This is a genomic window from Tenacibaculum sp., assembly GCF_050290165.1.
Classification (GTDB): Bacteria; Bacteroidota; Bacteroidia; order Flavobacteriales; family Flavobacteriaceae; genus Polaribacter.
In genome coordinates this window covers 379,637-402,578 of sequence record NZ_JBNKHD010000001.1, presented here as the reverse complement: position 1 = coordinate 402,578, position 22,942 = coordinate 379,637, and the positions used below count along the sequence as shown (strand labels likewise).

General features: G+C 34.7%; 27 protein-coding genes. 22 read left to right on the top strand and 5 right to left on the bottom strand.

The genetic code is table 11. From position 1 onward, the window contains the following. Positions 1 to 13: 13 nt before the first annotated feature. The 5 genes from rlmB to ACQY6M_RS01860 form a co-directional block, all read right to left on the bottom strand. A complete protein-coding gene (gene rlmB, locus ACQY6M_RS01880) occupies positions 14 to 751 on the bottom strand; it encodes a 23S rRNA (guanosine(2251)-2'-O)-methyltransferase RlmB (RefSeq protein ID WP_428742980.1) in 738 nt (245 codons plus the stop codon). Positions 752 to 837: 86 nt separating this feature from the next. Then, entirely contained in the window at positions 838 to 2,454 is a 1,617-nt protein-coding gene (locus ACQY6M_RS01875; protein ID WP_428742979.1) for a RagB/SusD family nutrient uptake outer membrane protein, read from the bottom strand. A 27-nt stretch (positions 2,455 to 2,481) separates the two neighbouring features. Then, entirely contained in the window at positions 2,482 to 5,625 is a 3,144-nt protein-coding gene (locus ACQY6M_RS01870) for a SusC/RagA family TonB-linked outer membrane protein (RefSeq protein WP_428742978.1), read from the bottom strand. A 126-nt stretch (positions 5,626 to 5,751) separates the two neighbouring features. Further along, positions 5,752 to 7,176 (bottom strand): SusD/RagB family nutrient-binding outer membrane lipoprotein, encoded by a 1,425-nt coding sequence (locus tag ACQY6M_RS01865; protein WP_428742977.1) that lies wholly within the window; start codon positions 7,174 to 7,176, stop codon positions 5,752 to 5,754. Between the two features lie 11 nt (positions 7,177 to 7,187). After that, entirely contained in the window at positions 7,188 to 10,412 is a 3,225-nt protein-coding gene (locus tag ACQY6M_RS01860) for a SusC/RagA family TonB-linked outer membrane protein (protein WP_428742976.1), read from the bottom strand. A gap of 375 nt (positions 10,413 to 10,787) precedes the next feature. On the opposite strand from ACQY6M_RS01860, the gene rpsL reads away from it, so the two are divergent. From rpsL to rpsE, 22 genes are all read left to right on the top strand, one after another. Next, a complete protein-coding gene (gene rpsL, locus ACQY6M_RS01855) occupies positions 10,788 to 11,168 on the top strand; it encodes a 30S ribosomal protein S12 (protein ID WP_428742975.1) in 381 nt (126 codons plus the stop codon). A gap of 32 nt (positions 11,169 to 11,200) precedes the next feature. Then, the gene (gene rpsG, locus ACQY6M_RS01850; protein ID WP_028890723.1) at positions 11,201 to 11,677 is read left to right on the top strand and encodes a 30S ribosomal protein S7; all 477 of its coding nucleotides are present in this window, start codon (positions 11,201 to 11,203) and stop codon (positions 11,675 to 11,677) included. 6 nt (positions 11,678 to 11,683) lie between these two features. Continuing rightward, positions 11,684 to 13,801 carry an elongation factor G gene (gene fusA, locus ACQY6M_RS01845; RefSeq protein WP_428742974.1) on the top strand — a complete coding sequence of 706 codons (2,118 nt, stop codon included), beginning with the start codon at positions 11,684 to 11,686 and terminating at the stop codon, positions 13,799 to 13,801. Positions 13,802 to 13,806: 5 nt separating this feature from the next. Further along, positions 13,807 to 14,112: a 30S ribosomal protein S10 gene (rpsJ, locus tag ACQY6M_RS01840; protein ID WP_024740605.1), complete on the top strand. Its 306-nt coding sequence runs from the start codon at positions 13,807 to 13,809 to the stop codon at positions 14,110 to 14,112. Positions 14,113 to 14,402: 290 nt separating this feature from the next. Continuing rightward, positions 14,403 to 15,020, top strand: a complete 618-nt coding sequence (gene rplC / locus ACQY6M_RS01835) for a 50S ribosomal protein L3 (RefSeq protein ID WP_298997725.1) — start codon at positions 14,403 to 14,405, stop codon at positions 15,018 to 15,020. Then, positions 15,020 to 15,649 carry a 50S ribosomal protein L4 gene (rplD, locus tag ACQY6M_RS01830; protein WP_028890726.1) on the top strand — a complete coding sequence of 210 codons (630 nt, stop codon included), beginning with the start codon at positions 15,020 to 15,022 and terminating at the stop codon, positions 15,647 to 15,649. Before rplC ends, rplD begins: the two co-directional genes overlap by 1 nt. An 8-nt stretch (positions 15,650 to 15,657) precedes the next feature. Continuing rightward, complete coding sequence (gene rplW, locus ACQY6M_RS01825; RefSeq protein WP_028890727.1) at positions 15,658 to 15,948, top strand: 50S ribosomal protein L23; 291 nt, start codon at positions 15,658 to 15,660, stop codon at positions 15,946 to 15,948. 11 nt (positions 15,949 to 15,959) lie between these two features. Beyond that, a complete protein-coding gene (gene rplB, locus ACQY6M_RS01820; RefSeq protein ID WP_028890728.1) occupies positions 15,960 to 16,784 on the top strand; it encodes a 50S ribosomal protein L2 in 825 nt (274 codons plus the stop codon). A 6-nt stretch (positions 16,785 to 16,790) separates the two neighbouring features. After that, positions 16,791 to 17,069 carry a 30S ribosomal protein S19 gene (gene rpsS, locus ACQY6M_RS01815; RefSeq protein ID WP_028890729.1) on the top strand — a complete coding sequence of 93 codons (279 nt, stop codon included), beginning with the start codon at positions 16,791 to 16,793 and terminating at the stop codon, positions 17,067 to 17,069. Positions 17,070 to 17,078: 9 nt separating this feature from the next. Continuing rightward, positions 17,079 to 17,483, top strand: a complete 405-nt coding sequence (gene rplV / locus ACQY6M_RS01810) for a 50S ribosomal protein L22 (protein ID WP_428742973.1) — start codon at positions 17,079 to 17,081, stop codon at positions 17,481 to 17,483. An 11-nt stretch (positions 17,484 to 17,494) separates the two neighbouring features. Continuing rightward, positions 17,495 to 18,217: a 30S ribosomal protein S3 gene (rpsC, locus tag ACQY6M_RS01805; RefSeq protein ID WP_428742972.1), complete on the top strand. Its 723-nt coding sequence runs from the start codon at positions 17,495 to 17,497 to the stop codon at positions 18,215 to 18,217. A 19-nt stretch (positions 18,218 to 18,236) separates the two neighbouring features. Beyond that, positions 18,237 to 18,668, top strand: a complete 432-nt coding sequence (gene rplP, locus ACQY6M_RS01800; protein WP_428742971.1) for a 50S ribosomal protein L16 — start codon at positions 18,237 to 18,239, stop codon at positions 18,666 to 18,668. A gap of 13 nt (positions 18,669 to 18,681) precedes the next feature. Further along, a complete protein-coding gene (gene rpmC, locus ACQY6M_RS01795) occupies positions 18,682 to 18,873 on the top strand; it encodes a 50S ribosomal protein L29 (RefSeq protein WP_028890733.1) in 192 nt (63 codons plus the stop codon). Between the two features lie 18 nt (positions 18,874 to 18,891). Further along, a complete protein-coding gene (gene rpsQ, locus ACQY6M_RS01790; RefSeq protein WP_028890734.1) occupies positions 18,892 to 19,149 on the top strand; it encodes a 30S ribosomal protein S17 in 258 nt (85 codons plus the stop codon). A 1-nt stretch (position 19,150) separates the two neighbouring features. After that, positions 19,151 to 19,519: a 50S ribosomal protein L14 gene (rplN, locus tag ACQY6M_RS01785; RefSeq protein WP_028890735.1), complete on the top strand. Its 369-nt coding sequence runs from the start codon at positions 19,151 to 19,153 to the stop codon at positions 19,517 to 19,519. A gap of 14 nt (positions 19,520 to 19,533) precedes the next feature. Further along, positions 19,534 to 19,842 carry a 50S ribosomal protein L24 gene (gene rplX / locus ACQY6M_RS01780; RefSeq protein ID WP_028890736.1) on the top strand — a complete coding sequence of 103 codons (309 nt, stop codon included), beginning with the start codon at positions 19,534 to 19,536 and terminating at the stop codon, positions 19,840 to 19,842. 2 nt (positions 19,843 to 19,844) lie between these two features. Beyond that, on the top strand, positions 19,845 to 20,396 hold the full coding sequence (gene rplE / locus ACQY6M_RS01775; RefSeq protein ID WP_428742970.1) for a 50S ribosomal protein L5: 552 nt from the start codon (positions 19,845 to 19,847) through the stop codon (positions 20,394 to 20,396). Between the two features lie 4 nt (positions 20,397 to 20,400). Further along, positions 20,401 to 20,670, top strand: a complete 270-nt coding sequence (rpsN, locus tag ACQY6M_RS01770) for a 30S ribosomal protein S14 (RefSeq protein ID WP_428742969.1) — start codon at positions 20,401 to 20,403, stop codon at positions 20,668 to 20,670. A gap of 407 nt (positions 20,671 to 21,077) precedes the next feature. After that, positions 21,078 to 21,476 (top strand): 30S ribosomal protein S8, encoded by a 399-nt coding sequence (gene rpsH / locus ACQY6M_RS01765; protein WP_028890739.1) that lies wholly within the window; start codon positions 21,078 to 21,080, stop codon positions 21,474 to 21,476. A gap of 15 nt (positions 21,477 to 21,491) precedes the next feature. Continuing rightward, on the top strand, positions 21,492 to 22,037 hold the full coding sequence (gene rplF / locus ACQY6M_RS01760) for a 50S ribosomal protein L6 (RefSeq protein WP_428742968.1): 546 nt from the start codon (positions 21,492 to 21,494) through the stop codon (positions 22,035 to 22,037). Between the two features lie 19 nt (positions 22,038 to 22,056). Then, entirely contained in the window at positions 22,057 to 22,407 is a 351-nt protein-coding gene (gene rplR / locus ACQY6M_RS01755; protein ID WP_133534558.1) for a 50S ribosomal protein L18, read from the top strand. 11 nt (positions 22,408 to 22,418) lie between these two features. Beyond that, on the top strand, positions 22,419 to 22,940 hold the full coding sequence (rpsE, locus tag ACQY6M_RS01750) for a 30S ribosomal protein S5 (protein WP_394346847.1): 522 nt from the start codon (positions 22,419 to 22,421) through the stop codon (positions 22,938 to 22,940). The last annotated feature ends 2 nt before the right edge of the window (positions 22,941 to 22,942 follow it).

Below are 22,942 nucleotides of genomic sequence, written 5' to 3'. Positions count from 1 at the left end.
AGGATTATATTTTTTATAAACGTTGTCTTACGGATTCATATAAAAAAGCGCCACAAGCAACAGACACATTTAAAGATTCAATTTCACCTAATAAAGGTAGTTTTGCTTTATAATCAACTAGTTTTAAAACTGAGGTACTAACACCTTTATGTTCTGAACCCATAACAATAGCTATAGGTTGATTAAAGTTGACGTCAAAAACAGAATCTTCAGTTTTTTCAGTAGCAGCTACTAATTTAATATCGGCAGCTTTTAGTTGAAAGATAGCATCTTTTATGTGATCGACCTTACAAATAGATACCTTAAAGGCAGCACCAGCTGAAGTTTTAATAGTTTCAGCATTTACAGGAGCACTACCACTTTTTTGAATGATAATTCCGTTTACACCTGTACATTCAGCAGTTCTGATGATAGCTCCAAAGTTTCTCACATCAGAAACTTGATCTAATAATAGGAATAGGGGAGTACTATCAGAATCTAAAACGTCTTCTATCAAACTATCTAAATCATGAAATTCAATAGGAGAAATTTTAGCCACAGCTCCTTGATGATTGTTATGTTTAGATAAACGATCTAGTTTTTCAGTAGGAACTACACTGGTTGATATTTTGTTTTTTTTCAACAGTTTGTCTAACTGAAAAAATAAGTCTCCTCGTAAGCCTTTTTGAAGATATACTTTGTTAATTGAAGCTCCACTTTCTATGGCTTCAATAATGGCTCTAATACCAAAAATGTTTGTGTTCTGTTCCATGCTGCAAATGTAGTTCATTTTATGGTATAAAAAAACCACCTCTTGAGAGGTGGTTTAATAGTTTACTTTATCAATTAAATTTTTATTTAATTTTGATCAGCCTCTGAAATATTTGGGTTAGCATCGATCTCAGCTTGTGGAATCTTCCAAATCCATGCATCGTTTGTAGATGGTTTTGCTTGTGTAAATCCATCTCTGTATAAAACTAAAGAAGCTCCAGAATTAGTTTGATCAAGTCCTTCATCCCATCTAATATGATCGTGGTAAGAAAAACCTTCACCCCATAATTCAACTCCTCTTTGCCACTTGATGTGATCCATTAAAGCTGTTTGAGTATTGAAAACACTTGAATCATAAGCAGTGTCTCTTGCACCACCAAACTCTTGTAAAACGCTTTGAGCTCCAGCTATATCATTCATCATTGCTTTTGCTTCAGCTTCTATTAAATACATTTCTGATGAACGCATATAGATTACATCATCTACATCAATAGTTCCTGGGTTTTTTTGTAAAAACTTAACGTTCATATATGGATGTGTATTGTGACCACTAGTCATACCATATTTTTGAATAATAGCAGCTTTAGCAGCTAGCCACTCTTCTTCAGTAGCGTAGTTTGGATCTGCTTCCCAATCTCCACCTAAACCGTTAGAGGCAGAAGAATATGTGTTAGGAGCTGTAGGTAACCAAGCTTTATTACGAAAATCTGTTGTTGGAATAGCATCGTATAATTCTTTGCTTATTAATTTAGGATTGGTTCTATTTTGGCTTCCATTAAAAGTAGGAGAAACATAATAGAAATAAGAAGCGAAAAAGTTAGTTTCTGCATCAATCATGGCTCCTCCCCATATAACTTCACTTAAACCAACACTGTTAAATCCTGATAACCAGTCTCCTTCAGTAAGTAATGGATAACCTTGTCTAGCAGCAGCAGCAGCAGTTGCAGCAGCATTCCAATCTCCTTTACTTAATGCTATTCTAGCTTTGATACCTTGAGCGGCATTAACTGAGATTTCAGATTTATTAATACTGGTGTCTCCATTACCTAAATAAAGAATAGCATTATTTATATCACTTTCGATTTGAGCATATACTTCACTTACTGTTGATCTTGGAGCACTAGTATAAGGAGCACCAGTTTGTAAAATTATTGGCACACCTAAATCTGTACTTGGATTTCCTACTAAGTAACCTTTTGCATAAGTAGTAACTAACCTCCAATAAGCCCACGCTCTATAAGCATATGCCTGTCCAAGTATTTTAGCAATCTTAGGGTCAGCAGAATTAAAGTTTTTATTAACAGCGTTTATAAGGTTATTACTAACTGCAATAAAATTATAACGTTGATACCATTGTTGAGTAACAGTTGTAGAGGTAGCAACAGTATGCATTAACCATTTTAAATCAGCTGTCATCCACCCGTTTCCTGGTGATGAATGAATAATATTACCACCTATAGCATCAAAAGAAGGAATGAAATGACTTTCTCCTGTTCTTTGAAAGCTACCACCAGGTAATATATCACCATTACCATACATGTTTCTATGTAAGCCATTCAATACTAAATTCATATTTTCAGGGCTAGAATAAGCGTCTGATGCTGAAATAGCATCGGTTGGCTTTGTTTCGAGAAAATCTTCGGAGCAACTAGTTATTGCTAACAAAGAAACAGTTGCTATTATTATGTTTATTTTTCGTAACATGATAAATTTTTTAATTTTAAATAATTATTAGAAAGTAAGATTAACACCAAAAGATAATACTCTCGCAGGAGAATAATCGTTACCGTCTTGTACACCAGATAAAGAGTACTGAGGGTTAAGACCTTCTCTCTTAGTAAATAAGAATAAGTTTTCAGCAGACATAAATAAACGTAAGTCGTTTACTCCTAGTTTATCAGAAAGTTGGTTTTTTAAAGAATACGATAAATTAACATTCTTAATAGATAAATATGAAGCATCTGTTAAAAATCGTGTAGAGTTTGCTACAGATAAGTTATTATTACCATTTTCTAATCTTGGTACATCTGTAATATCTCCTGGGTTTCTCCATGCATTTAATGCATCAACGTGTAAATTTTGGCCATAAATACCTTCATGCATTAATTGTGCATAACCTCTATCTAAAACTTTTCCACCAATCCCAAAAGTTAAAAGGAAATCTAGACTTAAGTTTTTGTATTTAAACGAGTTAGATACTGATCCGTAAACGTCTGGTATACTACTATCACCAGTATAGGCTCTTTGAGCATCTTGATAATTGTTTGTTGTAGCATGAGTACCATCAGGGTTTAATACAGGGACTTGCTCACCAGTTGTAGCGTCTGGCTCGTACATATAGTAAAGAGCATCTCCGTTATTTGGATCTACACCTGCATAGTGGTATAAATAATAATCGTATCTAGAACGACCCTCAGCCCAACGTTTTGTACCTTGTACAGATGGACTTGGTAGAGATGTTATTTCATTTTTAATATGTGTAGCTTGTAAACCTAAATCCCATTTAAAATTATTATTTTTAAATAAATGAGCATTTAATGAAACTTCCCATCCTTTGTTAACCATGTCTCCAATATTTTGAGGGGCTTGATTTAATCCTTCTGATAAAGGAATAGGCAAGTTAAATAAAAGTCCATTAGTTTCTTTATTAAAATATTCAATAGATCCATCAATTGTGTAATTGAATAAAGTAAAATCTAAAGCTGCATCCCATGATGCTTGGTTTTCCCATTCTAAAAATTCATTACCAGTACTTGTCCAAACAATACCTGGTGTACCTGCATTAGAGTGAATAGTGTATAATGCTTGAGAAATATAATAATTTCTTGTAAGATCATCATTTAATAAGTTATCATTACCAACTTCACCATAAGATGCTCTTAACTTTAAATTGTTAACAAAAGATACATCTTTCATAAAGTTTTCTTTACTAAGAATCCATCCACCACCTACAGAATAGAAATAACCTGTACGAGCTTTTTTACTAAATACAGAAGTTGCATCACGTCTAAATGAACCACTTAAGAAGTATTTGTTATCAAAATTATAGTTCAATCTAGAAAAATAACCTTCTAATCTATAATCGGTACTAGAACCATCTACATTATCACCTGAAGAAAAATTAGCAAATTCATAAATACCTGTTGCGGTTTGAGTGTTAGCTATACCATATAACTCAGAATAGTTACGTTTCATACTTTCATGACCAAGAGTTAATTCCAAGTTATGAACGTCATCTAAAGTTTTATTGTATGATAAAATTTGATTTATATTCTCAATATTTCTACGGTATCTAGTTTCTTGAAAACGACCACCTGGAGCTCCATCACCAATTATATGGTTTTCATAGTTTTTAGAGATATAGTCTTGAAATTGTAAAGAGTAGTCAACTTTAAAGTTTAAACCTTCTAATAATTTAAAATCTACAAAGTTTTTAAAGCCATAGTTATTTTGTCTAGCAATATCTTTATTTAGTACTAATTCTTGGATACCATGGCGATCTGGGTTATATGGTCTAGCTAATTGATTGTAAGCTGGATTACCAACCCCGCGGTCATATTGTTTATTACCATTTGCATCAAGTACAAAGTTACCATTTTGATCCTCTACATATACAGGATATATAGGAGCTAAGTCTCTAGTCCAGTTAAAAGGGTTTACAATGCTTGAAGTACCACCGCTTAAGGCTCCACCAGTTTTTGTAGTAGCTAAGTTAACATTAGCACCTATTTTAACCCAGTCAGCTAATTGAAAATCTGCATTCAATCTTGTAGTAACACGGTTAAAGTTAGTTTGTATTACATATCCTTCTTCATCTAAGTACGAAGTTGAGAAGAAAAGATGATGATTTTCACCACCTCCAGAAACATTGATAGAGTGATTTGTTCTAACTCCAGTTTTCTGCATAGCATCTCTCCAATTTGCACTTTGGTACATAAATTTAGCATTAGGATTTAATTTACCATCAGTACCAACAATTTGATCATTAGATACATTAAAAGGATTATAACCTAATTGACTATAGATACCTGCAGAAGCTTGCCCTTCTACATCAGGTCCACTAAGTGTATTTTTATACGATTCCCACATTAACTCATAATATTGACCAGCGTTAACTGTACTATAGTTAGGTATTGCATTTGAAATAACACCCATTTGTGAGTTTATACCTACTTTAAGTTTTCCTTGCTTACCTGATTTAGTAGTAATAATTACAACACCATTAGCCGCTCTAGGACCATATAAAGCTGCAGAAGATGCATCTTTAAGAATAGTCATAGATTCTATATCATCTTGATTTAAAAGAGATAATGCTCCGTCAAATTGTACACCATCCACAATATATAAAGGATCAGTAGAACCATTAAGAGTACCAGCACCTCTAATAAGTATACCAGGAGATGAACCTGGTGCTCCATTTGCAGATGTGAATTGAACCCCAGTAACTTTACCTTCAATAGCTGCTACAGGAGATGTAGCAGGTCTAGATGCTATATCATCAACTGAAACTACTTGTGCTGATCCAGTAAAGGCTTCTTTAGTAGTAGTACCATAAGCTACAACAATTACTTCTTCTAGTAAATTGTCGCTTTCTAAAACTACATTGATTTGGTTTGATGCTCCAATCATTCTTTCAGTAGTTTTCATTCCAACAAAACTAAAAACTAAAACGTCACCAGTTTTAGCTTGAATAGAGTAGTTTCCATCAAAATCAGTTTCAGTACCTTTAGTAGTACCTTTTTTCAAAATAGTCACTCCAGGTAGAGGACCAGATTCATCTGAAACATTACCTGAAATTGTCCTGTCTTGCGCAAAGGCCATTTGCACAATAAACACTAGGAGTAGTGTTAAAACCCCATTAAACTTTGTTCTCATTATTGTAATTATTTGAATTAAATTAATCGCTAAAATCATAAATAAATCTTAAAGAAACAATTTTTTAACAAAAAAAGCGTTTCAGGGAATTCCCCGAAACGCCTTAAAAGACTTGTAATAAGGTGTTTAGTCTACATCCCAGAAAATTGCAGATGTAGTTGTATTTCCTCCCATGTTAGCTGAAGCAGCATTGTAGTTTTCAGTGTTTATTAACACTTCTTCTACAGGGTAAATCATTCTTTTAGGATTAGCTACTCCACTAGCAGCAGCGGTTGCCAATTGAGGAACTCCAGTTCTTCTAGCTTCTGTCCATGCCTCATGAGCGTTGTGGAATAAAGAGATATACTTTTGTATACCAATAGATTGTTCCCAGTTACCAGCATCGTAAGGGTTGTTGGTTAAATACGCAGCAGCATCACTACTAAGACCTAATTCATCAAAAGAAGCTGTTACTCCTGCATTGTAGTAATCAGATGCTGTTCCAGATATAAATCCTCTTTCAACAGCTTCAGCTAATTCGAAATTAACAGTTGAATATTCCATCAAAGTAGTTGGTCGTGTAGAATTATCTGTCCAATCAGGGTTAAAGTGTGTAAGTAAATCATATGCATTACCTGCAGCTCCGTATACACCACCTACCATACCTCCAGCAATATTGTCGTCGTAGTAAACATTAATTCTAGGGTCAGATTTTCCTTGTAATAAAGCGATGAAATTCTCAGTAGCAACAAAATCTGTATTTCTAGATTGTACTACAAAGTAGTCATATACTGGGTTAATATATGGTTGTACACCTGTGTAAACAAATTTAGGGTTGTCTGCATTACTAGTGAAAACACCTCCTGATACGGCTGCATTAATTATGCGAGAAGCTTCTGAAGAGTTTACATCAGATAATCTAGTTCCTATTTTTAAAAGTAATGAATTAGCGAACTTAGACCATTTAGTCATGTCTCCACCATAAATTAAATCTGCTGAACCAAAAGAAGAAGCACCAGTAGTAATCATACTGATAGCATTTTCTAAATTGCTTGTGATAGTTGTATAGATATACTGATCATCATCATACTTTGGTGTAACATTATTGATGTCTAAAGCTTCAGTAAAAGGAACATCTCCAAAGTTATCTACTAAATACTGATAAGCATAAGTTTCTAAAATGGTAATTACAGCTAATTTATTGTTCTTTTCAGGTAACTCAGCTGGTGTAACTTCTTGAGCAGTTATAGTTGCTTTTGCTTTGCTTAATTCTAATAAATTTTCTGTATAGATATTATCCCAAATAGTACCACCTATATCTCTGTTTGCTGCATCATAATTTGACTCTTGAATATAAGTTGTTTGAGTAGCGTAGTTAGCCCAGAATCGACTCACATTTGCATTGTAACTTCCATCATCTATTTGCTTAGATAAGTTGTATTGAGCATAAGAAAGCATGAAGGAAGGATCCACCTGTACAGGGTTCTTAGGATCTACATTGTATCTCTCTAAATTATCACTACACGAAGTAATAAATAAGAGAGTTGTTATTGCTAAAATTATTTTTTTCATTATTCTTTAATTTAAAATTTAACAGAAATGTTTAAACTAACATCTTTTGTTGATGGTAAAGTACCGTTTTGAATACCTCTTCTATTACCTGAACTTGCACTATATTCAGGATCTCCATAAGGTAAGTTCTTGTGAATAATCCAAAGGTTTCTAGCAGAAATACCCATAGATAAAGAGTTTATAGATAGTTTATCTGTCAAAGATTTAGGGAATTCATATCCTAAAGAAACTTCTCTAAGCTTAACATAAGAAGCGTCATAAACAAATTGAGCATCTGGAGCATAACCACCTGTATCAGTAGAACCTCCATAGTATCCAAATGGTGTTTCATATGTGTTTGCCTCAGCTCTAATATCGTTAGGAGTACCGTCAGCTTTAACACCATCTAATAAAATACCTCCACCATTAGCTACAGTATTTCTAATAGGGTTACCTAAATCATTTAAAGCAGCAGTTTCAGCATATAAACCGGTAGCATTACCAAATGCAGCATCGTAGTTAACTACACTACCACCTTGTTGAACGTCAATTAAGAATCCGAAATTAAAATTTTTGTATTTGAATCCATTATAAACTCCACCAATCCAATCAGGTTGAATGTTTCCAATGATTTCTGTAGTAGATGCTGTTCTTAAATATTTTCCATCTGAACCAACAGTTTTTTGACCATTAGTATAAACATAATCAGTACCAGTAATTGTACCATAAGGTTGCCCTTTTCTAGCATTAATAGCTGTAGACCAAGCACTATAAATTAACATGTTTTCACCGTCTTCAAATAAAGACACAACGGTGTTTTCGTTTTTAGCCCAGTTTACATTGATATTCCATTCAAAATCTTGAGTTTTAACAGGTGTTCCATTCAAAGCTAATTCAATACCCTTATTTTCCATTTCTCCTGCATTTACAAATTTAAAGTTGTAACCAGTAGCTGGCGAAACCTGAACAGGTAAAATTTGATCAACTGTATTCTTCTTGTACCATGAAGCTTCAAAACCTAATCTGTTTCCAAAAAACTTAGTCTCTAAACCTACTTCGAATTCTTTTGTAGTTTCAGGAGCCAAATCTGGGTTGTTTGATGTGTCTCCAACAGAATATACTGGTGTAGAACCAAAAGGATCGTTTGCGTTAGCAGTATTAACTACAGAGTAAGATGCTGCATCGTTAGTTACTTCTGCGTAACTTGCACGTACTTTACCAAAATTTAACCAATCAGCATTAAGAACTTTGCTAAATAAGAAACTCGCAGATCCTGAAGGGTAGTTATATGCGTTGTTTCCAGCAGGTAAAGTTGACGATACATCTCGTCTAAATGTACCTTCTAAAAATAGCATGTCTCTAAAACCAAAAGAAGCTTGAGCATAGTAACCTACCTTTCTTTGTGTCCAATCAGTCTCTGCAGGAGGGCTTAATGCACTTACAGAGTTACTTAAAGCGTATAACCCAGCAACAACTAATCCTCCGTTAGTAGATGCATTGGTGCTGTTATAATGTTTTGTTTGTAAACTTGCTCCTAATAACCCAGTAAAAGAGATATCACTACTTAATTGCTTGTTGAAATTAAGTAATAAATCATAGTTAAATTGTTCATATTGACGATTTCTTTTGATGTAGTATGACTGGTCTATACTTCCTATGTTTTTTCTTTCTTCAACAAGATCGTTGTAAGAATCTACTCCAACTCTACCAGTTACTGAAACCCAGTCTGTTAAGTCGTAAACTAAATTAGCGTTACCTAAAAATCTATTTCTTAAATCTGTTTCGTAATTCTCATATAAAGTCCAGTATGGGTTGTCCCAGTAATGTGGAGCTGTGTTTGTAGGAGAGTTAGGGTTCCAAGTAATATTTTGACGAGTTGCAAAATATGCGTCTTTTTGGTCTTTTAAGTCAACATTCGTTTGCCACCATTGACGTAGCATTTGTGTAACGTTTCCACTATCATAACCCGTACCATATCTACCTTTTCCAGAAATTCTTGAATATGTACCTTTAGCAGATATTTTTAACTTATCACTTAAGTTGCTAGAACCACCTAATGTTACAACATCTTTTTTAATTTTACTATTTGGTAGGATACCGCTTCTATCATCATTAGTATAACCAAATCTAAAAGAACCATTCTCGTTACCTCCTTCTAATGAGATGTTTAACACATTAGTAACACCAGTTTGGAAGATACTAGAAGGTCCGTTTTTAGGAGCAACCCATGGGCTTGGTTGTAAATAAGTATCTAAAGAAGGGTATAAAGCATCCCATTGATAAACCATTGTGTTAGGGTCAAAAGCTCCACCAAAACTTGCGTCTTCTCCAACAGGAATTAAAAAATCATCAGTACCATCACCATTTACATCATAGTCAAAAAAGTCTCCAGTTGAACCATAGTATGGTCCATATCCTGCTCCATATTTGTTTTGGTAGGTAGGAAAAGTTGTTTTGTCTATTTTACTGATAGAAGTACTGTTGTTAATAGTAATACCTAAACCTTTCTTTTTAGTACCTTTTTTGGTGGTAATTAAGATAACACCATTAGCAGCTTGTGATCCGTATAATGCAGAAGCTGTAGAACCTTTTAAAACAGAAATACTTTCAATGTCTTCAGGGTTAATATCAGAAGCAGCGTTACCAAAATCATAACCTCCACTACCTGATGTTTGAGTAGATGTGTTAAAGTTATTGTTACTAATAGGAATACCATCTACAACGAATAAAGCTTGATTGCTTCCAGTAAGTGAACTAGAACCTCTTAGAACTACGTTTACAGATCCACCAATACTGTTACTCTTCTTAACATCTAAACCTGCTACTCTACCAGAAAGCGAGCTAATAAAACTTTGCTCTTTTGCTTTGTTGATATCGTCACCTTTAACTTCCTGTACAGCATAACCTAAAGATTTTTTCTCTCTCTTGATACCTAATGCAGTAACAACTACTTCGTCTAATACGTTGTCACTAGCCATAGCAATAGTCATAGTACTTGATGTTCCAACTGTTCTTTCAATAGTCTTCATTCCAACAAAACTAAAAACTAGAATATCTCCATCTTTAGCTTGGATTGAGAATTTTCCATCAAAATCAGTTTCTACACCTGAAGTTGTTCCTTTTTTTAACACATTAACCCCAGGTAATGGTCCTGATTCATCAGAAACTGTTCCTGAAATCGTTCTGTCTTGTGCAAAGGAAATCTGCACAACCAACGCTAGAAGCAGCGTTAAAATTCCATTAAACTTTGTTTTCATTATGTAATTATTTGAATTAATTGTGCCAAAAATCATAAATTAAACTTAAAAAAACAAGGTATTTGTTAAATAATTCTGAAAATAATGTAAGTGTATTGCTGTTTTATGGGTTTTTTTGTAGTGTTTTTAATTTTTATTGATTAAATAATGGTGGTGTTGTGTATGGTTTAATTTTTTAAGTGTTTGGTTGGTTATGTGTAATTTTTTTGGGTTTTTGTTGGGTCTTGATAGAGTTGTTCTGCGTTGTACTGAGATCGGTGGAGGGGGAGAAAAATAACTCCTTGATATTTGATTAATTAGAAAATAGTTGTACATTTGCACACTCTTAAAATTAAAGTAATTTAAGTACAAATTAAAAACAAGTAATAATTTAGTATGCCAACTATTCAACAATTAGTTCGTAAAGGAAGAGCCAAAATAACTAAGAAGAGTAAATCGGCTGCTTTACAAGCATGTCCACAAAGACGTGGAGTTTGTACGCGTGTGTATACCACTACACCTAAGAAACCTAACTCAGCGATGCGTAAGGTTGCAAGGGTGCGTTTAACAAATGGTAACGAGATCAACGCGTATATTCCAGGTGAGGGACATAACTTGCAAGAGCACTCGATAGTATTAGTTAGAGGTGGAAGGGTAAAAGATTTACCAGGTGTTAAATATCACGTGGTACGTGGAGCATTAGATACTGCAGGAGTTGAGGGGAAAACTCAACGTAGATCTAAGTACGGTGCAAAACGCCCAAAAGACAAAAAGTAAAAAATAATTAGTAACTTTTTTAATGTAAAGACATGAGGAAAAGAAGAGCTAAAAAAAGAGTTTTGTTACCGGATCCTAGATTTAACGATCAATTAGTTACACGTTTTGTGAATAACTTAATGTGGGACGGTAAAAAATCTGTAGCGTTCAAAGTGTTTTACGATGCAATGGATATCGTAAATGAAAAGAAAACTGACGAAGAAAAGTCGGCTTTAGAAGTGTGGAAAGATGGTTTGTCTAACGTGATGCCTCACGTAGAAGTACGTTCTCGCCGTGTAGGTGGAGCTACATTCCAAATTCCAATGCAAATTCGTCCAGACCGTAAGGTTTCTATGGCGATTAAATGGATGATTTCTTATGCGCGTAAGCGTAATGAAAAAACAATGGCACAACGTTTAGCTGCTGAGATTTTAGCTGCTGCTAAAGAAGAAGGTGCTGCTGTTAAGAAAAGAGTGGATACTCATAAGATGGCTGAAGCTAACAAAGCATTCTCACACTTTAGATTTTAATAAGAAATGGCAAGAGATTTAAAATATACAAGAAATATCGGTATTGCTGCTCATATTGATGCTGGTAAAACAACAACAACTGAGCGTATCCTTTTCTATACGGGAGTGTCTCACAAAATTGGAGAAGTTCACGATGGTGCTTCTACAATGGACTGGATGGAGCAAGAGGCTGAAAGAGGTATTACTATTACTTCTGCAGCAACTACTTGTACATGGCAATTCCCAACTGAAAATGGAAAGCCTACCGATGATGCTAAAGGATACCATTTTAATATTATTGATACTCCAGGTCACGTTGACTTTACCGTAGAGGTAAACCGTTCATTACGTGTATTAGATGGATTAGTGTTCTTATTCTCTGCAGTTGACGGAGTTGAGCCACAATCTGAAACTAACTGGCGTTTAGCTGATAACTATAAAGTGCCTCGTATCGGTTTTGTTAACAAAATGGACCGTCAAGGAGCAAACTTCTTAGCAGTTTGTCAGCAAGTAAAAGACATGTTAAAGTCTAACGCAGTGCCAATTGTATTAAACATTGGTGATGAGGCAGATTTTAAAGGAATTGTTGATTTAGTAAAAAACCGTGCTATTGTATGGCATGATGATAACTACGGATCAACTTTCGATGTTGTAGATATTCCAGAAGAATTAAAAGAAGAAGCTCGTGAGTTACGTGGTAAGTTAATCGAAGAGGTTGCTGCTTATGACGAAAACTTATTAGAGAAATACATGGAGGATGAAGATTCAATTACAGAAGAAGAAGTGCACGCTGCATTAAGAGCTGCTGTGATGGATATGTCTATCATTCCAATGGTATGTGGTTCTTCATTTAAAAATAAAGGTGTTCAGTTCTTATTAGATGCTGTATGTCGTTATTTACCTTCTCCAGTAGATAGAGAAAATATCATGGGTACTGACCCTGATACAGGAGAAGAGATTTCTCGTAAACCAGATGCAAAAGAGCCTTTCTCGGCTTTAGCGTTTAAAATTGCTACAGATCCTTTCGTAGGTCGTTTAGCATTCTTCCGTGCGTATTCTGGTCATTTAGATGCAGGTTCTTACGTGTTAAATAACCGTTCAGGTAAAAAAGAACGTATTTCACGTATTTATCAAATGCACTCTAACAAACAAAACCCAATTGAGTACATTGAAGCAGGAGATATTGGTGCTGCTGTAGGATTTAAAGATATTAAAACAGGGGATACGTTATCTGACGAAAAACACCCAATCGTTTTAGAATCTATGGACTTCCCAGATCCTGTAATCGGTATCGCTGTTGAGCCTAAAACTAAGGCCGATGTTGATAAATTAGGTATGGCTTTAGCGAAGTTAGCTGAAGAAGATCCAACATTTACTGTAAAAACAGATGAGGCTTCAGGTCAAACTGTAATTTCAGGAATGGGTGAGTTACACTTAGATATTATTGTTGACCGTTTAAAACGTGAGTTTAAGGTTGAAGTAAATCAAGGACAACCACAAGTAGAGTACAAAGAAGCTATTACAGCTGCTGCAGAACACAGAGAGGTTTACAAAAAGCAATCTGGTGGACGTGGTAAGTTTGCGGATATCGTATTCAAAATGGAGCCAGCAGAAGAAGGTAAACAAGGTTTACAGTTCGAGTCTATCATTAAAGGTGGTAACGTTCCTAAAGAATTTGTTCCTTCAGTAGAAAAAGGATTCAAAGAAGCAATGAAGAATGGTCCATTAGCAGGATACGAAATGGATGCAATGAAAGTTACGTTAATCGACGGTTCATTCCACCCTGTAGATTCTGATCAATTATCATTCGAATTAGCTGCTAAAATGGGTTACAAAGCTGCTGCAAAAGCTGCAAGAGCTGTAATCATGGAGCCAATGATGAAGTTAGAGGTGTTAACTCCAGAAGAAAATATGGGTGACATCGTTGGAGATTTAAATAGAAGACGTGGACAAGTTAATGATATGAGCGATCGTGCTGGATCTAAAGTAGTAAAAGCTATCGTTCCATTATCAGAAATGTTTGGATATGTTACTTCATTAAGAACATTATCTTCAGGTAGAGCAACTTCTACTATGGAATTCTCTCACTATGCAGAAACTCCAAGTAACATTGCTGAAGAAGTAATCGCTAACGCTAAAGGTTAATTAAGATGAGTCAAAAAATTAGAATAAAGTTAAAATCTTACGACTATAATTTAGTAGACAAGTCTGCTGAAAAAATCGTAAAGACAGTAAAGAGTACTGGAGCTGTAGTAAACGGACCAATTCCTTTACCAACAAATAAAAAGATTTTTACAGTATTACGTTCACCACACGTAAACAAAAAATCTAGAGAGCAATTTCAATTATCTGCTTACAAAAGATTATTAGACATCTATAGTTCATCATCAAAAACTATTGATGCTTTAATGAAACTTGAGTTACCAAGTGGAGTTGAAGTTGAGATCAAAGTATAAGTAAATCAATAACTTTCGGTTTAATTTTGTTAAGCCGAAAGTTTTTTATACTTTTGCACACCGAAATTTAGGTTTTGGTGTGCAAAATTTTCTGTAAAATATACAGAAATGACATGTCCTGAGGGTTTCGCGAAGGAAAAACGGTAAAAACAAATTCAGAGTGAAGATGTTTTTTCGCTCTTTTTTTTTGAAAAATTCAAAGGAAAAAAACAGAAACATTCGTTTCAAACAATCATTTATTAATAGACGCGCTGGATAAAATAGATCTATTCGTCTGAAAATTAACAAATATGTCTGGGTTAATAGGAAGAAAAATTGGAATGACCAGCTTATTCGATGAGAACGGGAAGAATATTCCTTGTACTGTAATCGAAGCAGGTCCTTGCGTTGTTACCCAAGTCAGAACCGAAGAGGTTGACGGCTATAACGCTTTACAACTTGGTTTCGATGACAAAAAAGCAAAAAGCTCTAATAAAGCTTTAGATGGTCACTTTAAAAAAGCTGGTACATCTGCTAAGAAAAAAGTTGTTGAATTCCAAGAGTTTGATGGTGAGTACAAATTAGGTGACTCAATTACTGTTGAGTTATTTACTGAAGGAGAATTCGTTGATGTATCAGGTATCTCTAAAGGTAAAGGATTTCAAGGTGTTGTTAAACGTCATGGTTTTGGCGGAGTTGGACAAGCAACTCACGGTCAACATAACCGTTTAAGAGCTCCTGGTTCAATTGGTGCAGCATCATACCCTGCAAGAGTATTCAAAGGAATGCGTATGGCAGGACGTATGGGTGGAGACAAAGTAAAAGTTCAAAATTTAAGAGTTTTAAAAGTGGTTGCAGATAAGAATCTTATCGTAGTAAAAGGAGCTATTCCTGGTCACAAAAACTCTTATGTAACTATCGAGAAATAATGAAAGTAGCAGTATTAGATATTACAGGAAAAGATACTGGTAGAAAAGTTGAACTTTCTAACGAGGTATTCGGAATTGAGCCAAATGATCATGCAATTTATTTAGATGTAAAGCAGTATTTGGCTAATCAAAGACAAGGTACTCATAAATCGAAAGAAAGAGCTGAGATTGCTGGTAGTACAAGAAAGATTAAAAAACAAAAGGGAACTGGTACAGCTCGTGCGGGTAGTATTAAATCTCCTGTTTTTAGAGGTGGTGGACGTATTTTCGGTCCAAGACCAAGAAATTACTCTTTTAAATTGAATAAAAACTTAAAGCGTTTAGCACGTAAGTCAGCTTTAAGTATTCAAGCAAAAGAAAACAATTTAGTTGTAATTGAAGACTTCAATTTTGAAGCTCCAAAAACTAAAGAGTTTATCAATGTATTAAAAGCTTTAGAATTAGACGCTAAAAAGTCTTTATTTGTATTAGGTGAAGAAAGTAAAAATGTTTACTTATCATCTCGTAACTTAAAAGGTTCTAAAGTAGTAGATGCTTCAGGAATTAACACGTATAGCGTTTTAAATGCTAATAAAGTGGTAATCGCTGAGAGCTCTCTAGAAGGAATTGAGTCTAATTTAAGTAAATAGGGAAGAAAATGAGTATTTTAATTAAACCTATTATTACAGAAAAAGCTACAAATGATAGCGAGTTAAACAACCGTTATACATTTGTTGTAAACAAAAAAGCTAACAAATTAGAAATCAAAGGAGCTGTTGAGGCTGCTTATGGTGTAGCGATCGAGTCTGTAAAAACTATGAACTATCCAGCATTAAGAAAAACTAAATACACTAAAAAAGGTTTAGTTACTGGATTAACAAGTGGATACAAGAAAGCAATCGTTCAGTTAGCTGAAGGAGAAACTATTGATTTTTATAACAATCTTTAAGAAAAGACAGAATGTCAGTTAGAAAATTAAAACCAATAACACCAGGTCAGCGTTTTAGAGTTGTAAATGGGTTCGACACCATTACTACTGATAAGCCGGAGAAATCTTTATTAGCTCCGAAAAAACGATCTGGAGGTCGAAACAATCAGGGAAGAATGACTACACGTAACATTGGTGGAGGTCATAAACAAAAATACCGTATTATCGATTTTAAAAGAGATAAGCAAGGTGTTCCTGCAACAGTAAAAACTATCGAGTACGATCCAAACCGTACTGCATTTATTGCATTAGTTAGTTATGCTGATGGTGAAAAACGTTATGTAATTGCACAAAACGGTTTAAAAGTAGGTCAAACAATCGTTTCAGGAAAAGAAGCTACACCAGAAGTTGGTAACGCTATGTTCTTAAGCGATATTCCATTAGGTACTACAATTTCTTGTATTGAGTTACACCCAGGACAAGGAGCTGTTATGGCTCGTTCAGCTGGTTCATTTGCTCAATTAATGGCAAGAGATGGTAAGTATGCAACAGTAAAGTTACCTTCAGGTGAAACAAGATTAATCTTATTAACTTGTATGGCAACTATCGGAGTTGTGTCTAACTCAGATCACCAATTATTAGTATCTGGTAAAGCAGGTAGAAGTAGATGGTTAGGTAGAAGACCAAGAACGAATGCTGTTCGTATGAACCCAGTTGATCACCCAATGGGTGGTGGTGAAGGACGTTCTTCTGGAGGACATCCAAGATCTAGAAACGGTATCCCAGCTAAAGGATTTAAGACTAGATCTAAGACCAAAGCTAGTAACAAGTATATTATAGAACGTAGAAAGAAATAATAAACCATGGCAAGATCATTAAAAAAAGGACCTTACGTTCACTATAAGTTAGAGAAAAAAGTGTTAGCTAACGTAGAAGCAGGAAGTAAATCAGTTATCAAAACTTGGTCTAGAGCAAGTATGATTACTCCAGATTTCGTAGGGCAAACAATTGCAGTTCATAACGGACGTCAGTTTGTACCAGTTTACGTTACTGAAAACATGGTAGGTCATAAATTAGGCGAATTTTCACCAACACGTTCTTTTAGAGGGCACGCTGGTGCAAAAAATAAAGGTAAAAAATAGTAGGAAATTATGGGAAGTCGTAAACATAACATGGCAACACAGTTAAAGGAAGCTAGAAAGTCTAGAGCTTTTGCTAAATTAACTAATTGTCCTACATCACCAAGAAAAATGCGCTTGGTAGCAGATTTAGTAAGAGGAGTTGAAGCAGAAAAAGCTTTACAAATCTTAAAGTTCAGTCCAAAAGAAGCATCACGTAACTTAGAGAAGTTATTGTTATCAGCTATCGCTAACTGGCAAGCTAAAAACGAAGATGCTAGCATCGAAGATGCAGGATTATATGTAAAATCAATTTGTGTTGATAGCGCAGGTATGTTAAAAAGGTTAAGACCAGCTCCACAAGGACGTGCTCATAGAATTCGTAAGCGTTCTAATCACGTAACTTTAGAGTTAGGAACTAAAAATAACAGTAATTAATCAAAGTAGAAATGGGACAAAAGACAAATCCAATAGGAAATCGTTTAGGAATTATCAGAGGATGGGAATCTAACTGGTATGGTGGAAATGACTACGGAGATAAGATTGCTGAAGATGATAAGATCAGAAAGTATATCAACGCTCGTTTATCAAAAGCAAGTGTTTCTCGTATTATTATTGAGCGTACTTTAAAACTTGTAACCGTTACTATCACTACTGCACGTCCAGGTATCATCATTGGTAAAGGAGGTCAAGAGGTAGACAAGTTAAAAGAAGAGCTTAAGAAGATTACAGGAAAAGAAGTTCAAATTAACATTTTCGAAATTAAGCGTCCAGAATTAGATGCAAACTTAGTTGCAGCTAGTATCGCACGTCAAATCGAAAACAGAATTTCTTACAAGCGAGCTACTAAAATGGCGATTGCTGCTGCAATGAGAATGAATGCAGAAGGAATTAAAGTGCAATTATCAGGTCGTTTAAACGGAGCTGAAATGGCACGTTCTGAGCATTACAAAGAAGGAAGAATTCCTCTTTCTACCTTCAGAGCAGATATCGACTATGCACTTGCAGAGTCACATACTACATACGGAAGAATTGGTGTGAAAGTATGGATCATGAAAGGTGAGGTTTATGGAAAACGTGAATTATCTCCATTAGTAGGATTATCTAAGCAAAAAGGTAATACTAATAGTAAAGGAGGTAATGCAAAACGTCAACCTCGCAAAAGAAAATAATTTTTAAAAGAAATTAAAAATGTTACAGCCAAAAAGAGTAAAATACCGTAAGGTACAGAAGGCGAAAGGGAATATGAATGGTAACTCTGGTAGAGGTACTCAACTTTCTAACGGAATGTTTGGTATCAAATCATTAGACCAGAATTTACTTACCTCTCGTCAAATTGAGGCAGCTCGTATTGCGGCAACTCGTTATATGAAAAGAGAGGGGCAACTTTGGATTAAAATTTTCCCAGACAAACCTATCACTAAGAAACCATTAGAGGTACGTATGGGTAAAGGTAAAGGTGCACCTGATCATTTTGTTGCTGTTGTAAAGCCAGGTAGAATTTTGTTTGAAGTTGGTGGAGTGCCAATGGAAATTGCAAAAGAAGCTTTACGTTTAGCAGCACAAAAACTTCCTGTAAAAACGAAGTTTGTAATAGCAAGAGATTTTGATTATAACGCTTAATTCTATTTAGATCATGAAACAATCAGAAATTAAAGAATTATCAACAGCTGACTTACAAGAAAAGCTAGGGGCGTTGAAGAAAAATTATACTGATCTTAAGATGGCTCACGCCATAACTCCATTGGAAAATCCATTAGAGTTACGTAGCTTAAGAAAAACTGTGGCAAGAATTGCTACAGAGTTAACTAAAAGAGAATTACAATAATTCTAGTCAGTTTTAAAGATGGAAAAAAGAAATCTTAGAAAAGAGAGAATCGGTGTAGTATCTAGCAACAAAATGGAGAAATCTATCGTAGTTAGCGAGGTAAAAAGAGTAAAGCACCCAATGTACGGAAAGTTCGTATTGAAGACTAAGAAGTACGTTGCACATGACGAGAATAACGATTGCAACGAAGGTGATACTGTAAGGATTATGGAAACACGTCCTATGAGTAAATCTAAGCGTTGGAGATTAGTAGAAATCCTAGAAAGAGCTAAATAATATGTTACAGACAGAATCAAGATTAAAAGTCGCAGATAACACTGGAGCAAAAGAAGTTTTAGTGATTAGAGTTTTAGGAGGAACAAAAAAGCGTTACGCTAGCGTTGGAGATAAAATCGTTGTTACGGTAAAATCTGCAACTCCAAACGGAACTGTAAAGAAAGGTCAAGTATCTCGCGCAGTTGTTGTTCGTACTAAGAAGGAAGTTAGACGTAAAGACGGATCATATATCAGATTTGATGACAATGCTTGTGTACTTTTAAATCCTTCAGAGGAAATGAGAGGTACTCGTGTATTCGGTCCTGTGGCTCGTGAATTACGTGAGAAACAATTTATGAAAATAGTATCATTAGCACCTGAGGTGTTATAAAATCAGATTTTAAAATGAAAAAATTTAAAATTAAATCAGGAGATACTGTTAAAGTTATAGCAGGAGATCACAAAGGATCTGAAGGAAAAGTTTTACAAATCATCAAAGATAAGGATAGAGTTGTAGTAGAAGGTGTAAATATGGTGTCTAAACACACTAAACCAAGTGCTGCGAATCCACAAGGAGGAATTGTAAAGAAAGAAGCTCCATTACACATATCAAACGTTGCTTTAGTTGAAAACGGTGAAGCAGTAAGAGTTGGTTATAAAGTAGAAGGAGATAAGAAAGTAAGAGTTTCAAAAAAATCAGATAAAGCAATATAACCATGAGTTACGTACCAAGATTAAAAGAAGAGTACAAGAGCAGAGTTATCAAAGCTCTTACTGATGAATTTGGTTATAGCAATGTAATGCAAGTACCTAAATTACAAAAAATCGTTGTAAGTAAAGGTGTTGGTGCAGCTATAGCAGATAAGAAATTAATAGAATACGCTATTGACGAGTTAACAAACATTACAGGTCAAAAAGCAGTTTCTACAATCTCTAAGAAAGACGTTGCAAACTTCAAATTACGTAAAGGAATGCCAATTGGTGCAAAAGTTACGTTAAGAGGTGATAAAATGTACGAATTTTTAGATAGATTAGTTACAGCTTCTTTACCACGTGTAAGAGACTTTAACGGAATCAAAGCAAACGGTTTTGATGGTAGAGGTAATTACAACTTAGGTATTACTGAACAAATCATCTATCCAGAGATTAATATTGATCAAGTGAAAAAAATTAGTGGTATGGATATTACTTTCGTAACATCTGCTAACACTGATAAAGAAGCTAAATCATTATTAGGAGAATTAGGATTACCATTTAAAAAGAATTAATAAGATGGCTAAAGAATCAATGAAAGCGCGTGAGCGCAAAAGAGCTAAAATGGTTGCTAAGTATGCTGAAAAGAGACAAGCTTTAAAAGAAGCTGGAGACTACGAAGCATTACAAAAGTTACCAAAAAACGCATCACCAATTAGAATGCACAACCGTTGTAAGCTAACTGGACGTCCTAAAGGATATATGCGTCAGTTCGGAATTTCACGTGTTACTTTCCGTGAAATGGCTAACCAAGGATTAATTCCAGGAGTAAAAAAGGCAAGCTGGTAAGCAGCTCTTTACTACATAAACAAAAGGTGTACAATGATAAAAGTTGTGCACCTTTTTGCATTTTATACAAGTGCTAAAATTTATTATTTTATAGATTATTGAGTGTTGAATAGGAAAGATTTTTAATAAAATTTATAGTAAAAAAGCCCGTAAAATGAGCCAATAAATTAGTACTCAAAATGATAATTATCAAAAAGGTTTGATTTTCAAAAAGTTTATGTATATTTGCACACTGTTTTTATAGGGTAAATTATGCCTTGTAAGTAAATATTTGTAACGAATATAATGCTTGCGAGATTTTATCTAAAAAACGAAATAAACAAATATTAACTGGTTTCAGGTTTAGTATCAGTAGTTTACCAAGTAAAGTGAGGGCGCTAAAAACCAAAACCGCAATTTAATTAACTATGTATACAGATCCAATCGCGGATTTTCTTACTCGTGTGAGAAATGCTATTGCAGCTAATCACAGAGTAGTTGAAGTTCCTGCTTCAAAATTGAAGAAGGAAATGACGAAGATTTTGTTTGATCAAGGTTACATTTTAAGTTATCAGTTCAATGACGATAAAGTGCAAGGAACTATCAAGATAGCTTTAAAATACGATCGTGATACGAAAGAATCAGTAATCAGAAAAATTCAAAGAATTTCAACACCAGGTTTACGTAAGTACGTTGGCGCTAAAGAAATGCCAAGAGTATTAAACGGATTAGGTATTGCTATTGTTTCTACATCTAAAGGTGTAATGACAAACAAAAAAGCAAGACAAGAGAACGTTGGTGGTGAGGTATTATGTTACGTTTACTAAAAAACATTTTGTAAGATGAGTAGAATAGGAAAAAATCCAATCGCATTGCCACAAGGTGTTGAAGTAAAAGTAGACGGAAACGTGGTAACAGTAAAAGGTAAATTAGGAGAATTAATTCAAGAGTTAACTTCTGATATTACTGTAAAAGTAGAAGATGGTACTATCATTTTAGACAGACCATCAGATAGTAAAGAGCATAGAGCTGCACATGGTTTATACCGTGCTTTAATCAATAATATGGTTGAAGGTGTAAGCAAAGGATTTACTAAAGAGTTAGAGTTAGTAGGTGTTGGTTATAGAGCATCTAACCAAGGTCAAAAATTAGATTTAGCCTTAGGTTTCTCTCATAACATTATTTTAGATTTAGCTCCAGAAGTTAAGGTTGAAACAGTATCTGAAAAAGGTAAAAATCCAATCGTAAAATTAACTTCACATGACAAACAATTAGTTGGTCAAGTTGCAGCAAAAATTCGTTCTTTCCGTAAGCCAGAGCCTTACAAAGGAAAAGGAATTAAGTTTGTAGGAGAAGTATTAAGAAGAAAAGCAGGTAAATCTGCATAATAAATTAAGAGAAATTATTATGGCATTATCAAAGCTTGAAAGAAGACAACGAATTAAGCATAGAATTAGAAAAATAGTTACTGGTACAGCTGCTAAACCAAGATTATCAGTTTTTAGAAGTAACAAAGAAATCTATGCTCAGTTAATTGATGACGTTGCTGGTGTAACATTAGCATCTGCATCTTCAAGAGATAAAGAAATTACATCTAGTTCTAAAGCAGAAGCAGCTACAGCAGTAGGAAAAGCTATCGCTGAAAAAGCTGTAAAAGCTGGTGTTGATACTGTTGCTTTTGACCGTAACGGATATTTATACCACGGTAGAGTTAAAGTATTAGCAGACGCTGCTAGAGAAGCTGGTTTAAAATTTTAAGAAATTATATTATGTTAGGATATAAAAACGTAGAAAGAGTAAAACCAAGCGGATTAGAGCTTGTAGATAAATTAGTAGGAGTACAACGTGTTACTAAAGTAACTAAAGGAGGTAGAGCATTTGGTTTCTCTGCTATCGTAGTAGTTGGAGACGGTAACGGTGTTGTAGGTCACGGGTTAGGAAAATCTAAAGATGTTTCATCTGCAATTGCAAAAGCAGTTGAAGATGCAAAGAAAAACTTAGTGCGTATTCCTATTTTAGACGGAACATTACCTCACGAACAAAAAGGTAAGTTTGGTGGTGCGAAAGTATTCATCAAGCCAGCTTCACACGGTACCGGAGTTATTGCCGGGGGTGCCGTACGTTCGGTATTAGAATCTGTTGGTATTAAAGATGTATTATCAAAGTCTCAAGGATCATCAAACCCTCACAACGTAGTAAAAGCAACTTTTGATGCATTATTACAATTACGAAGTGCTGCAACTATTGCTAAGCAAAGAGGTATATCTTTAGAGAAAGTTTTTAACGGTTAAAA

Bases quoted from the DNA above. Each gene is read 5' to 3' on its own strand.
- rlmB (WP_428742980.1), bottom strand. From the start codon at position 751: ATGGAACAGAACACAAACATTTTTGGTATTAGAGCCATTATTGAAGCC.
- ACQY6M_RS01875 (WP_428742979.1), bottom strand. From the start codon at position 2,454: ATGTTACGAAAAATAAACATAATAATAGCAACTGTTTCTTTGTTAGCA.
- ACQY6M_RS01870 (WP_428742978.1), bottom strand. From the start codon at position 5,625: ATGAGAACAAAGTTTAATGGGGTTTTAACACTACTCCTAGTGTTTATT.
- ACQY6M_RS01865 (WP_428742977.1), bottom strand. From the start codon at position 7,176: ATGAAAAAAATAATTTTAGCAATAACAACTCTCTTATTTATTACTTCG.
- ACQY6M_RS01860 (WP_428742976.1), bottom strand. From the start codon at position 10,412: ATGAAAACAAAGTTTAATGGAATTTTAACGCTGCTTCTAGCGTTGGTT.
- rpsL (WP_428742975.1), top strand. From the start codon at position 10,788: ATGCCAACTATTCAACAATTAGTTCGTAAAGGAAGAGCCAAAATAACT.
- rpsG (WP_028890723.1), top strand. From the start codon at position 11,201: ATGAGGAAAAGAAGAGCTAAAAAAAGAGTTTTGTTACCGGATCCTAGA.
- fusA (WP_428742974.1), top strand. From the start codon at position 11,684: ATGGCAAGAGATTTAAAATATACAAGAAATATCGGTATTGCTGCTCAT.
- rpsJ (WP_024740605.1), top strand. From the start codon at position 13,807: ATGAGTCAAAAAATTAGAATAAAGTTAAAATCTTACGACTATAATTTA.
- rplC (WP_298997725.1), top strand. From the start codon at position 14,403: ATGTCTGGGTTAATAGGAAGAAAAATTGGAATGACCAGCTTATTCGAT.
- rplD (WP_028890726.1), top strand. From the start codon at position 15,020: ATGAAAGTAGCAGTATTAGATATTACAGGAAAAGATACTGGTAGAAAA.
- rplW (WP_028890727.1), top strand. From the start codon at position 15,658: ATGAGTATTTTAATTAAACCTATTATTACAGAAAAAGCTACAAATGAT.
- rplB (WP_028890728.1), top strand. From the start codon at position 15,960: ATGTCAGTTAGAAAATTAAAACCAATAACACCAGGTCAGCGTTTTAGA.
- rpsS (WP_028890729.1), top strand. From the start codon at position 16,791: ATGGCAAGATCATTAAAAAAAGGACCTTACGTTCACTATAAGTTAGAG.
- rplV (WP_428742973.1), top strand. From the start codon at position 17,079: ATGGGAAGTCGTAAACATAACATGGCAACACAGTTAAAGGAAGCTAGA.
- rpsC (WP_428742972.1), top strand. From the start codon at position 17,495: ATGGGACAAAAGACAAATCCAATAGGAAATCGTTTAGGAATTATCAGA.
- rplP (WP_428742971.1), top strand. From the start codon at position 18,237: ATGTTACAGCCAAAAAGAGTAAAATACCGTAAGGTACAGAAGGCGAAA.
- rpmC (WP_028890733.1), top strand. From the start codon at position 18,682: ATGAAACAATCAGAAATTAAAGAATTATCAACAGCTGACTTACAAGAA.
- rpsQ (WP_028890734.1), top strand. From the start codon at position 18,892: ATGGAAAAAAGAAATCTTAGAAAAGAGAGAATCGGTGTAGTATCTAGC.
- rplN (WP_028890735.1), top strand. From the start codon at position 19,151: ATGTTACAGACAGAATCAAGATTAAAAGTCGCAGATAACACTGGAGCA.
- rplX (WP_028890736.1), top strand. From the start codon at position 19,534: ATGAAAAAATTTAAAATTAAATCAGGAGATACTGTTAAAGTTATAGCA.
- rplE (WP_428742970.1), top strand. From the start codon at position 19,845: ATGAGTTACGTACCAAGATTAAAAGAAGAGTACAAGAGCAGAGTTATC.
- rpsN (WP_428742969.1), top strand. From the start codon at position 20,401: ATGGCTAAAGAATCAATGAAAGCGCGTGAGCGCAAAAGAGCTAAAATG.
- rpsH (WP_028890739.1), top strand. From the start codon at position 21,078: ATGTATACAGATCCAATCGCGGATTTTCTTACTCGTGTGAGAAATGCT.
- rplF (WP_428742968.1), top strand. From the start codon at position 21,492: ATGAGTAGAATAGGAAAAAATCCAATCGCATTGCCACAAGGTGTTGAA.
- rplR (WP_133534558.1), top strand. From the start codon at position 22,057: ATGGCATTATCAAAGCTTGAAAGAAGACAACGAATTAAGCATAGAATT.
- rpsE (WP_394346847.1), top strand. From the start codon at position 22,419: ATGTTAGGATATAAAAACGTAGAAAGAGTAAAACCAAGCGGATTAGAG.